13 protein-coding genes are annotated in these 11026 nt (G+C 42.9%); 3 read left to right on the top strand and 10 right to left on the bottom strand.

Annotated elements, in window-relative coordinates; translation table 11 throughout:
* The coding region (locus IM509_RS06515; RefSeq protein WP_502846459.1) for an Rpn/YhgA-type helix-turn-helix domain-containing protein at nucleotides 1-280 on the top strand (280 nt) is incomplete at its 5' end.
* A gap of 222 nt (nucleotides 281-502) precedes the next feature.
* Here the strand turns inward: IM509_RS06515 and IM509_RS06510 are convergent.
* The 8 genes from IM509_RS06510 to IM509_RS06475 all read right to left on the bottom strand — a co-directional run bounded on the left by IM509_RS06510 (nucleotide 503) and on the right by IM509_RS06475 (nucleotide 6650).
* Nucleotides 503-1315 (bottom strand): DNA adenine methylase, encoded by an 813-nt coding sequence (locus tag IM509_RS06510; RefSeq protein WP_072924133.1) that lies wholly within the window; start codon nucleotides 1313-1315, stop codon nucleotides 503-505.
* 115 nt (nucleotides 1316-1430) lie between these two features.
* Entirely contained in the window at nucleotides 1431-1787 is a 357-nt protein-coding gene (locus tag IM509_RS06505) for a type II toxin-antitoxin system PemK/MazF family toxin (protein ID WP_002760242.1), read from the bottom strand.
* A complete protein-coding gene (locus IM509_RS06500) occupies nucleotides 1784-2032 on the bottom strand; it encodes a hypothetical protein (RefSeq protein WP_008202603.1) in 249 nt (82 codons plus the stop codon). The genes IM509_RS06505 and IM509_RS06500 overlap by 4 nt, the downstream gene beginning before the upstream one ends.
* A gap of 191 nt (nucleotides 2033-2223) precedes the next feature.
* A complete protein-coding gene (locus IM509_RS06495; protein ID WP_260441362.1) occupies nucleotides 2224-2892 on the bottom strand; it encodes a DUF4145 domain-containing protein in 669 nt (222 codons plus the stop codon).
* Between the two features lie 164 nt (nucleotides 2893-3056).
* A complete protein-coding gene (locus IM509_RS06490) occupies nucleotides 3057-3632 on the bottom strand; it encodes a Uma2 family endonuclease (protein WP_052278403.1) in 576 nt (191 codons plus the stop codon).
* 32 nt (nucleotides 3633-3664) lie between these two features.
* The gene (locus IM509_RS06485) at nucleotides 3665-3946 is read right to left on the bottom strand and encodes a YlcI/YnfO family protein (protein WP_052276100.1); all 282 of its coding nucleotides are present in this window, start codon (nucleotides 3944-3946) and stop codon (nucleotides 3665-3667) included.
* A 115-nt stretch (nucleotides 3947-4061) separates the two neighbouring features.
* Complete coding sequence (locus IM509_RS06480) at nucleotides 4062-5993, bottom strand: transglycosylase domain-containing protein (RefSeq protein WP_052276101.1); 1932 nt, start codon at nucleotides 5991-5993, stop codon at nucleotides 4062-4064.
* Between the two features lie 171 nt (nucleotides 5994-6164).
* Complete coding sequence (locus tag IM509_RS06475) at nucleotides 6165-6650, bottom strand: pentapeptide repeat-containing protein (RefSeq protein WP_052276102.1); 486 nt, start codon at nucleotides 6648-6650, stop codon at nucleotides 6165-6167.
* A 214-nt stretch (nucleotides 6651-6864) separates the two neighbouring features.
* Here IM509_RS06475 and IM509_RS06470 point away from each other — a divergent pair, with 214 nt between their 5' ends.
* Nucleotides 6865-7629: a YebC/PmpR family DNA-binding transcriptional regulator gene (locus IM509_RS06470; protein WP_052276103.1), complete on the top strand. Its 765-nt coding sequence runs from the start codon at nucleotides 6865-6867 to the stop codon at nucleotides 7627-7629.
* A gap of 38 nt (nucleotides 7630-7667) precedes the next feature.
* On the opposite strand, the gene IM509_RS06465 is transcribed toward IM509_RS06470, so the two are convergent.
* Nucleotides 7668-8279 (bottom strand): 4Fe-4S single cluster domain-containing protein, encoded by a 612-nt coding sequence (locus IM509_RS06465; RefSeq protein WP_052276104.1) that lies wholly within the window; start codon nucleotides 8277-8279, stop codon nucleotides 7668-7670.
* Between the two features lie 80 nt (nucleotides 8280-8359).
* Nucleotides 8360-9541 carry an RtcB family protein gene (locus IM509_RS06460; protein WP_052276105.1) on the bottom strand — a complete coding sequence of 394 codons (1182 nt, stop codon included), beginning with the start codon at nucleotides 9539-9541 and terminating at the stop codon, nucleotides 8360-8362.
* Between the two features lie 367 nt (nucleotides 9542-9908).
* Here IM509_RS06460 and IM509_RS06455 point away from each other — a divergent pair, with 367 nt between their 5' ends.
* Nucleotides 9909-10883 (top strand): hypothetical protein, encoded by a 975-nt coding sequence (locus IM509_RS06455; RefSeq protein ID WP_148563478.1) that lies wholly within the window; start codon nucleotides 9909-9911, stop codon nucleotides 10881-10883.
* Nucleotides 10884-11026: the final 143 nt, after the last annotated feature.

Genomic DNA, 11026 nt, shown 5'->3' with positions numbered 1-11026 from the left:
CAGTATTCTCGCCGGGTTAGTATTAAATCGAGAGACGATTAAAAAAATCCTTCGGAGTGACATTATGAGAGAATCCGTCATCTATCAAGATATTTTAGAGGAAGGCAGAGAGGAAGGCGAGGAAAAGGGACTACAAAAAGGCTTGCAAGCGGGTAAAGAAGAAAAAGCTCGACAAATTGCCCTAAAAATGCTATCTGCTGGTTTTTCTATCCCAGAAATCGCCCGATTTACCGATTTATCCCCCGACGCAATCGAGCAATTACAATCGAGAGACGATTAAAAAAATCCTTCGGAGTGACATTCTGAGAGAATCCGTCATCTATCAAGATATTTTAGAGGAAGGAGAATTATCCGCTAAATTAACCTCTATACCCCGTTTATCAGCCTTAGGATTAAGTGCTGAACAAATTGCCCAAGCTTTAGACTTAGAAATTGAACAAGTACAACAAGTCATTGAGGGACAAAATTGAGGGAAAACGGACAGTATTTTCTATCGTCTCTTTCAGTAATAATTTTTGATCATTAATTCCCTACCAGATGCCGCCGCTCCTTGTTTATAATTATTCATGCCATACTGAAGATTCCACTCGATAATATGGGCAAAATCAAAGAGTTTTCGTATCTCTGGACAATCATCGTAGGTAATTAACCATTTAGCCTGACATTGACGCATATTATCGGCAAAACGTTGATGATCGAAGCTGGTATGTAAATTACCTCTTACACCGTACAAACGGGATTTTGTGGCACTATAGTAGGGGGGATCGAGAAAGATAAAAACTTCTTTTCCCTCAGCAAATAATAATTCTTCGTAGTCTTGGTTAGTAATTTTTACTGATGCTAATAACGGCGCAATTTGAGTTAATCTGGCAATTGATGAATCAGTAAATCTACTGGTAAAAGCTGCTTGGGAATACCCCCCCGAATCCACTGTTCCCGAAAAAGTAATCCGATTTAAGATAAAAAAACGCACCGCTTTCTCAAAGTCGGTTAACTTTAAATCTTCCCTTGTCAAATCTTGAAATAATTCTCGTCCAGTATCATATTTTTGTTTAATTTCTGTTATTTTTGCTACCAATAAATCAATATTTTCTTGAGCGCATTGCCAGAAACAATATAAATCATAATTTAAGTCATTAATCCAATAGGTTTTTATTTGTTGTCCAAAGAGTTGCTTAACAGCAAAAAACACAGAACCACCACCAAAAAAAGGTTCTCGATATTCCCTAATATTCACAGGAATTTGCGGCAGAATTTGCTTAATTGCCCGGGATTTCCCCCCGGGATAACGCAAGGGACTTTTAATTTTTGACATTTTATACTAAATCCGTTTATTAAAGACTGATTATCTATTCCCCCTTTTGCCCCTTGCATGAGTGCCTGTCCTGATATGTAGCCTATACCCATAAGAATTCCATTTAATTCCACACTTATGACTCGTATCCTAAGGTTAGCAAAACCACTTCTTCCAATTGGGCAATTATTTCGGGACTCAGTTGTCCCAGTGTGCGGATCAAACGAGTTTTATCCAGCACTCTCATCTGAAAACATAGGGCAACAGAATCTTGGCCGAGTCCACCATTACCTTGTTCTATCAGTAAGCATATAGGCAAAGCAGCGCGACGTTGGTTGGTGGTGAGCGGAATAGCAATGATCGTAGTTGAGAACTGGGAAACAAGGTCATTCTGGAAAATGATGACGGGACGAATGCCCGCTTGTTCAGAACCTTGAGTTGGATTGAGGTCGGCTAGCCAGACTTCACCCCGTTTCAGAGGATTAGTCATCATTGATCTTCTTGATGGAGTATTACTGCATAGTCATTCATACCTTCTTCAGCAAAGGCGCGATCTTGATCAGCAAACTCTGCAAACAGATCGGCCAGTTGCATTGGATCGAGAACAGCCTGATGACGCTGACTGCGAAACTTTAAGAAGGCAATAAAATCAGCCACTTGCTGAAGCTGATTATCAGTCAGTCGATCCAAGTCTTGCTTAAGAGCTTCAGCGCTTACTGGCATAGGAAGAAAAAACATTCCGACTTCCCCATTATAAGGGATCCTGGCCAACAGCCGTCTTCAACAAACCCCCATGAGTCCCTGAGTGCGTAGCGGGGTAGGGAGGACGTTCAGACGTTTTGAGCGATCGCCTGTTGGAGCAGTTCAGTGATAATTCAATAGGGAAAAATCCCAATGCCGATAATTTCCTATCCCACTTGTTAGACAAGCTAATCTACAAGGTAGTCGGCAAGAAATCGGCCAACATCTTTAATCATGTCAGAAACATCTTGAACTGTAAATTCATCCTGTTTTCCATGGGCAGCGCTATTACGAATATCTGCGATCGCTGTTATTCGCTTCTGATTCAATTTGTTATATACACCAGCTTTTGCCAATTCGGAATTCATTTTATCTAACTTCCCATGCGGAATCCCACTTCTATCACATAACTCTCGCAATGCCGTCTCTAACACAACTCCTGCAATCACAGCCGCAGCGGTATGATAACCACTAGAAAAAAGCTCATTTGCTTGTTCAAGCTCAGAATCAAAAACTTCGGCTTGAACCAGTGTTTTAATAGACGAGAGATAACCACCCTCAAAATCTTCTTTTGCTGCCAAAAATACCGCTTTAAATGCGTTAAATATCCCATAAGTTGTATGCCTAGGCCTGTTCTCTTCCCGCTGAAATTGTTTGAAGTGCTGAGAATCTTCACCACAAACTTTAGACAATAAGTTTTTTACTTTTACCTTCCAGCTTAAAAGTAAGTTGCTATCGATGACTTCATTGGTGCCGCCAATTATCTCTGTTCGGAGAACTTTTTTAGAAGATTCCAATTGGGATGCTTGCTCCTCTAGCTCTTCAAATCGCTGCTTAAAAACTTCTTTCAACGTCATAAGTAGGTAGGTGTTAAAAATTATCATATACCACCCTTATCAAAGAGGCAGGGGGGATCAAAGACAAAATCTATCTTCAATTTAATTATAACCACTTACTTAACCTTAAAAGAATTGAATTCCGTCTAACGACCAAGTTAGTCCTCGTGCTTCTCCCCCGACTTTTACTTACTTTGTCTAGCTTGACCAACTTTTAGCCATGCAAAGATTTGTTGTGGAGTCAGTGTCAACTCAACCCCTGCAATTACCTTAAGTTGGTGATCCCCTCTGCAAACTTCTGGCTCTTGTTGGGGAGTAAACATTAAAACAGAATAATCATCTGGATCAAGCATCCATCCTAATTTACTGCCATGTTTTAAACAGTGTAGAATGTTGTCAATTACACGGTTTACCTTTTGATCCGGTGAAAGAATTTCGATAGTCCAATCAGGTGCTTCGGTAAAGTCGTCCTCTGGTTCACCTGCTTGATTCAGGTTAATTCGATTCCATGCAATTACCGCCACATCAGGAACGATCGAACGCCCGCCGAAGGTACATCGCAACTCAGGTAAGGCTGTATAATCAACAGTATGGCTGTCAACCTCAGCTAAAAGACGTTTTTGCAGGATAGAGTGTCGAGTCTTAGGCATGGGTTTCTGAATTGCGACTCCATGCAAGTATTCCCATGCTGGAGAATCCTCCAAATATGGCAATTTGAGGAAATCTTCAAGGGTGAGACTCTCAGTCAAGGAAGTCGTCATCGGTTCAAGCAAAGGTTTTTTTTGTGACTTCATTATAAATGAAGTTTATCTGGGTTGCTTACCGACGATTCAGGCATATTTGACTGGTAATATGCTTCTGGCTCAACATCGGGAACTTTTGTTAAGATTACCTGATACTTTTCTCGACTTCCCTTTTTGGACCTTTCTATTAGGTAATTTTCTGTCATCAACGCTGAAAGTTTCTCAGCGATCGCAGTAGAGATAAATTGATCGATCGAAATTCCATCACGAGCCGCTAGATCATCTAAACTTTTCTGTAATGAGTCGGGAATTTGAACTTGGATGGTACTCATGGTAACTTACCTATTAATCGTAGGAAACCTGAAGGCTCAAAGCGTGGGTTTCATTTTTAACCTAGCCACCTTTACTCGATCGATAAATTACGATCAAACCAATTAGATTAACCATCTACTTAACTGTTGGTTTGCGGAATTTCGAGGGAGAAGGAAAATATTCTACCCGTTCATTTTTCAGAGCTTGTGCCATGAAATCGCGCCAAATGGGAGCAGCAAAACCACCGCCGGTGATACCTTTACCTAAAGTGCGGTTTCGGTCATCTCCAATCCACACTGCGGTGGCTAATTGGGGAACATAACCGACAAACCAGACATTTTTCTCGTTATCGGTAGTACCGGTTTTTCCCGCTGCCGGACGACCGATTTGGGCCGAAGTGGCTGTTCCCCCTTGAATAACTCCCTGTAGGACAGAATTGAGAGAAGCGGTGGCCCAGGGGTCTAAAACTAGCTTCGGTTTGGGTGTATTATCGAGCATGACGTTACCGCGGCTATCGGTAACACGCATGATAAAGGTAGGCTTAGAATGCCAGCCATTACTGGCAAAAGTAGCGTAGGCCCCCGCCATTTCCAGAGGGGTAACATCCACGGAACCCAAAGGTAAAGAGGTGACGGCAATTAAAGGACTCTCGAAACCCAGCAGACGACAGACTTCAATGACTTTATTGATCCCGACACGACGACCGAGAACAACTGCGGGAATATTCAGAGACTGCATCAGAGCGCTACGCAGGGAAACCGGACCAGAAAAGCCGCCACCGTAGTTTTTTGGGCTATAGAAGCCGCCGGCCTCGCGAAAACGGATGGGAGCATCATTAACCACCGTTTCGGGGGTAAAACGACCACTAGCGAAGGCAGTATAATAAACGAAAGGTTTAAAAGCTGACCCCGGTTGACGACGGGATTGAATAGCGCGGTTTAATTGACTTTTATTGTAATCAACGCCACCGACGAGCGCTTTGACGAAATGGGTGCGGGGATCCACCGCAACTAGAGAAATTTGTAGGTCTTTGGTGCGAATACCGCGACCACGCAAGCTATTATAGGCCCGTTGGATGGTGGACTCGGCCATATTTTGAAAGTCGAGATCAATCGTGGTTTGAATCCGCATTCCCCCTTTCGTTAGGGTTTCCTTGCCAAATTTTTGCCGCAATTCTGCCACCACTGCATCGGTAACGTAGGGTAATTTACTTTCTTGCCAAGCGGTGGGTTTACCCAGTTTCAGAGGTTCCTTTAAAGCGGCCTCTTCCTGTGCGGGGGTAATCCAACCTAAAGTACGCATCCGACTGAGAACCAGTGCCTGTCTTTCCTTGGCGGTTTTATAATTATTAAAAGGACTATAAACTTCCGGCGCTTGGATTAAACCGGCCATCATCGCCGATTCTGCTAAATTTAACTGGGCAGCGGGTTTATTAAAATAACTTTTAGCGGCGGTTTGCACTCCGTAATTATTATGACCCCAATAGATATTATTGAGGTACATTTCCAGAATGTCATTTTTGCTAAAAACCTGTTCCACTCGTACTGCCAGGACCGCCTCGGCTAATTTACGGCTAACGGTGCGCTGATGGGAGAGAAAAATATTTTTGACTAACTGCATGGTGATAGTAGATGCACCTTCCACCACACCGCCACTTTTCCAGTTAGCGACTACTGCCCGGCCGATACTATTAGGATTAATACCACGATGGTGATAAAAATGGCTATCTTCGATCGCCATCACTGCACGTTTCAGATTGGGAGAGATTTGATCGAGTTCCACCACTTCCCGATGCGCTTCCCCGTGTAAGCTGGTCAGGGGTCTGCCTTTAACATCATAGATATAACTGGTTTCCGTGGGAACGTAACCCCGTAAAATCCTCACATCGGGTAGATTGCGGTAACTAATCGCCAATCCTACCACAGCCCCCGTCACCACGGCCGTGGATACCATCAACAGGCCGAGAACAGTCCCCCCTGCGACTCTGGAGACTCCTTGGAAAAAGCTATCCGAGTCACTACTAGGTTTCTGCTCTTTGTCTTGATTGCCGAGGGTACTGGTGGACACGATGGTTACAATTTCCTTTTTCCAAGAGGGGACTGATTGATCGAACTGGCTTGAAAGTCTATTCTAAAGGTTTTATTAAAAAATCGAATACTAGCTTACAGCAATTATGGCCGATCTGGCTCTAGATTCGATCGGCTATGGCAGGGGTATTAGGAGCAGAATAGTTAGATATCAGGGACAAAACAGGGTATCGCGGGTATTTCTGCCAGTTATGGGGTTAGTTCCTTTGGCTATCTCACAAAGATATTTTTCCACATCGGAGCGAATAATTGCATCGGTAAAATCGGCCCCGTCGATAATTGCACCTTTGATTAAAATGTTAGTGGCGAAAGCTCCTTCGAGAACAGCATTGGTAAAGTTGGCTCTGGTTAAACGGGCCGATTCTAAATCCACGTTTCTCATATTGGCATCGCTAAAGTCGGCCCCCTCCAAGTTGGCAGAAAAAAAGCGTACTCCTTCTAGATTGGCATGACTGAAGTTGCTACCGCGCAGATTAGAGTGATCGAAGGTGGAATCGCGCAAATCCTGCCCTGCAAAGTCATTATTGGTCAAATTGCGGTTATTATAACTTAGCGCTTGGGCCGGAGCCAAGGAGAATAATAATACTAATATACTAGCAAACAAGGTTAGTAGAGTTTTACGAGAAAATTGCGCCATATTGCCACCTGATCAATCAACCTTTTCTATAATAAGCTGTACTGGATTTAAACCGCATATCGGGAATTTTAGTACAAATGCTCGAACTGGCCGCCCCTCTATAGTTTCTCAACAGGATTTATTATCATTACCCGGCACTCGTTGACAATTATCCCCAGATTTACCAAGAGCGATCGATCTGCTAGATTTTTGATGTTGGATATCTTAGATAGATATGGCTGGTCATAGTAAATGGGCAAATATTAAACGACAAAAAGCCCGGGTTGATGCCAAAAAAGGGCAAACTTTCACCCAGTTATCCCGGGCCATTATCGTGGCTACCCGTAACGGTGTTCCCGATCCGGCGGGCAATTTTCAGCTACGCACGGCGATCGAAAAAGCCAAGGCGGCCGGTATTCCCAATGACAATATCGAAAGAGCGATCGCTAAAGGGGCGGGAACTTGGGAAAATGACTCAGCTTTTGAGGAAATTCGCTACGAGGGTTATGGTCCCGGGGGTGTGGCGATCCTGATCGAAGCACTGACCGATAATCGCAATCGCACGGCTGCGGATCTGCGGGCGGCTTTTAGCAAAAATGGCGGTAATTTAGGTGAAACGGGCTGTGTGGGCTGGATGTTTGACCATAAGGGGGTAATTCGCCTTGAGGGAACTATTGATGAGGATAAGCTTTTAGAAGCTTCCCTAGAGGGCCAGGCCCAATCCTACGAGTTTTTTGACAGTGAGGAGGAAGGTCAAGGAGCAGAAGTTTTTACTGAGGTGTCTAACCTGGAGAGATTGAATAAGGTTCTGCAAGCAGCGGGATTTAAGGTCAAAGAAGCAGAATTACGCTGGATTCCCACTAATACCCTAGAAGTAAGCGATCGAGAGCAGGCCCGTTTTTTATTGAAGTTAATCGACACCCTAGAATCCCTCGATGATGTGCAATCGGTAACGGCTAATTTTGATTTAGTCGAGGAATTGATGTTAGGGGATCTGTGATCCTAAATTCCCAGACCGCTCACTGATTCTGGGCCCAATCAAGAAATAATCTGTCCCCACAATCCCGTAAAAATTCGGGTTCCGTCTTTGAGAATATGAATTTCTACTTGATCCGATGCCCAATTAATCTGATCTTGCAGAGCGGGATTGAGGAGATGAATCCGTTGATTGCTAGAAGAAACGGGAGAATCGGGAGAATGAATAGCCAGGGATTCCACATAGGCCCCATCTACCAAAATATCTAACTGGGCCAATAATTCTTGAGAGTGGGGCGGTGCTTCGGTTGAGCGCAATTGTTCGATCGTAAATCCCGTGAAGGACATCACATTTAAGCCTTTTTCCTTAACATATTTAGCCAATTCTGTCAAGGCTTTTGCTTGCCAAAAAGGTTCACCCCCGGAGAAAGTTAGGCCGCTATTGCGGGGATTAGCCAAAATTTTGGCAGCTAGAGACTCAACAGTAATTAATTGATTGATCTCGAAGGACCAGGAAGCTTGATTAAAACAACCTCGACACTCGCGAGAACAACCCTGTACCCAGACCACGGCCCGACAACCGGGACCGTTAACGGCGGATTCATCCACATAGCCCATGATATTGAGATGATGGGCGGGAATTTGTGCTAATTGGGCAGCAATAGTCAGACTCATCGCTTATAATCCTCGATCGATTCCTATCTTTTTCATGCTAGAGAAAAACGGCAAAAATCGATCGCTGTTGCAATGATTTGTTAACCTTTGACACACATCACCTGCTTGAGAGTGGCGACAATTTCCACTAGATCCGCCTGTTGATTCATCACCTGTTGGATCGGTTTATAGGCCCCCGGAATCTCATCAATAACGCCCTCATCTTTGCGGCATTCAACCCCTTGGGTTTGGGCGATTAAATCATCAAGAGTAAAGGTTTTTTTAGCCAGATTTCTCGACATCAAGCGCCCGGCCCCGTGGGAACAGGAGCAGAAGCTATTATGTTCTCCTTTGCCTTTAACAATATAAGATTGCGCTCCCATGGAGCCTGGGATAATACCATAATCGGTTTCTCTAGCGCGGACGGCTCCTTTGCGGGTGACATAAACCTCCTCCCCAAAATGAATTTCTTGTTCGGCGTAATTGTGATGACAATTAACTACTAAGAGGGGTTTAGTTGGTTTGCCTCCCGCTAGATGTTTTTCAACAATGCGCTTAAATCTAGCCATCATAATTTCTCGATTATAACGAGCATATTCCTGGGCCCATTGTAGGTCATGCCAGTAGGCAGTAAATTCTTCTGTACCGGCAACAAAGTAGGCCAGATCGAGGTCAGGTAATTTACATTCTGCTAGTTTGGCTAACTCTTTGGCGGTATTAATATGACATTGGGCTAGTTGATTACCAATACCCCTAGAACCGGAATGCAGCATTAACCAAACTTGATTGTCTGTATCTAAACAAATTTCGATAAAGTGATTACCACCTCCCAGGGAACCCATTTGTTTAAGGGCTTTTTTCTCTAGGTTTTGTACGCCTCGATGAATCTGTTTAAATTCCGCCCATTTTGGCCATTTAGTTACTTCCCGATCCACTTCTTTATTTTCCGCAAAACCGACGGGAATATTCGCCTCCACATCGAGGCGAATTTTTTTAAGTTTTCCCTGCAATTGTTCACCGGTGAAAGGCATTTTTAGGGCAGCCATGCCGCAACCGATATCGACTCCGACGGCGGCAGGAATTACGGCATCTTTGGTGGCAATCACCGAACCGACTAAAGCACCTTTACCCAAGTGAACATCGGGCATTAAAGAAATGTGTTTATAAACAAAAGGTAGGGAAGCAACATTTTTGGCCATTTGGGTTTCTTGGGGTCCTAATTCATGCCCCGCCCAAGATAAAATCGGTGTCGGTGTGGAAATATCCAGAGTTTCGTAAGCCATAGTTTTTAGGAAATAATCAGGTCAAAAGCCGATGTAACCAAGACAATAAGGCAATTTAGATTCTGCGATGAATTAGATAAATTGTTATCAGTGATCGTGTTTTAACACAGAGGATAAGCTGTTGACTATCTAAATTACTCGTTCAGACTGCACCAGAGTTCTGAGCATTTGTACTAAAATTGTCAAGACGCAGTTTAAATGCAGTACAGCTTATTACCTATATTACATTATATACTACATTCGTGTTATCAACAAGTTCCCAGAAAGAGCAGGCATTGGGGAGCTTTTTTGCTGTGATCGGTAAACAGTAAGCTGTTCAGCATCTAAATAGCGTATAACAGAAACAGTAACTTAGTCAAAAAATTCAATGATGAGCAATCTTACTGATTTACTCGCACTTCCATTTGGCAAACCTTTAGCTGAGATCGATGCCACAATCCTTGAGAGTTTTGGGGATAATTGTTACAAAATAAATGATCAGATTTATTTATTAACAATGAGTATTGACAATATTCCTGTATATAGAGGTCTTGCTTGGGTAGTTTCTGAGCGGGCAGCCGCCTGGATTTTTACAGGTCGTTGGTCTGATGATGAAATCAAACTGCCGCCACCAGATATTCTTTTACCAATGTTTACTATAAAAGATTATCAAAGTGTTTGTGAATTTGGCCAGCAAGTAGATGCGAAAAACTTTGTTAATGATCTTCCAGGGCCGCGAAGAGTAAAATTTAGCAACTACACTTACTATTATCGCATGGTAGAACCCCGTCAATCGGATGATCCTATTGGTATCGAGATCGATCGCCGACCAGAACAGTATAGGTATTGGGGAAATTCTCTAGTCATTATTAATAGTTGGCAAAGAACGATAACTAAAACCTTTCTTGACTTTCAACAATGTTCTCTTAACAATTTAAGAGGAGGGGGAGTCAATACTGGTAGTCATCTTATTCAGTTGAGAAGTTTTGGAAAGCCTGATAATTATCGGGAATCTATTTTATCTGTTTTTAATCCACCTACTCTATGCTATTTTGATTTGGGCTTAGAATTTGTGCCTTCTGTAGATATGCGTTTGGCCTACATCTACATCTATTTACAACCTAACTGTAGCAGTTTATTTTCCGAGGAAACCCGTTCTTCTACCTTTAGGGTTTTTTCTGGTGATCTTCTTTACGGAAATAGATTAATTAGTGCCTCTGAATTAGAGGATTTTCCTGGGTTAATTAACAGTTTTCAAGATAGCAGATTTAAACGATATGACACCGATACTTATATTCAAGAAATAAATGGAATACGCACAGGAACAATTGTTTTTACTCATGATTACATAATCTTATATTAATAAGTAGGGTGCGAAACGTTTAGGCATGAAATAGGGCTGAAATGCCTGAAATAACCGCCTAGTAAGGTCTTCAGTCCCCCGACTGAATCTAAGAGGTCAACACAGACCAACCTTATAACTGTTTATATGTCCCGACGTTTAGT

It is taken from the genome of Microcystis sp. M31BS1, from assembly GCF_020245285.1.
Classification (GTDB): Bacteria; Cyanobacteriota; Cyanobacteriia; order Cyanobacteriales; family Microcystaceae; genus Microcystis; species Microcystis panniformis.
This window is presented reverse-complemented; position numbering and strand designations above follow the sequence as displayed.

What these genes read in the sequence shown, in the direction of transcription:
- IM509_RS06500 (WP_008202603.1), bottom strand. Translation starts at nt 2,032, where the DNA reads ATGTTTTTTCTTCCTATGCCAGTAAGCGCTGAAGCTCTTAAGCAAGAC.
- IM509_RS06470 (WP_052276103.1), top strand. Translation starts at nt 6,865, where the DNA reads ATGGCTGGTCATAGTAAATGGGCAAATATTAAACGACAAAAAGCCCGG.
- IM509_RS06495 (WP_260441362.1), bottom strand. Translation starts at nt 2,892, where the DNA reads ATGACGTTGAAAGAAGTTTTTAAGCAGCGATTTGAAGAGCTAGAGGAG.
- IM509_RS06490 (WP_052278403.1), bottom strand. Translation starts at nt 3,632, where the DNA reads ATGACGACTTCCTTGACTGAGAGTCTCACCCTTGAAGATTTCCTCAAA.
- IM509_RS06510 (WP_072924133.1), bottom strand. Translation starts at nt 1,315, where the DNA reads ATGTCAAAAATTAAAAGTCCCTTGCGTTATCCCGGGGGGAAATCCCGG.
- IM509_RS06505 (WP_002760242.1), bottom strand. Translation starts at nt 1,787, where the DNA reads ATGATGACTAATCCTCTGAAACGGGGTGAAGTCTGGCTAGCCGACCTC.
- IM509_RS06465 (WP_052276104.1), bottom strand. Translation starts at nt 8,279, where the DNA reads ATGAGTCTGACTATTGCTGCCCAATTAGCACAAATTCCCGCCCATCAT.
- IM509_RS06455 (WP_148563478.1), top strand. Translation starts at nt 9,909, where the DNA reads ATGATGAGCAATCTTACTGATTTACTCGCACTTCCATTTGGCAAACCT.
- IM509_RS06460 (WP_052276105.1), bottom strand. Translation starts at nt 9,541, where the DNA reads ATGGCTTACGAAACTCTGGATATTTCCACACCGACACCGATTTTATCT.
- IM509_RS06475 (WP_052276102.1), bottom strand. Translation starts at nt 6,650, where the DNA reads ATGGCGCAATTTTCTCGTAAAACTCTACTAACCTTGTTTGCTAGTATA.
- IM509_RS06485 (WP_052276100.1), bottom strand. Translation starts at nt 3,946, where the DNA reads ATGAGTACCATCCAAGTTCAAATTCCCGACTCATTACAGAAAAGTTTA.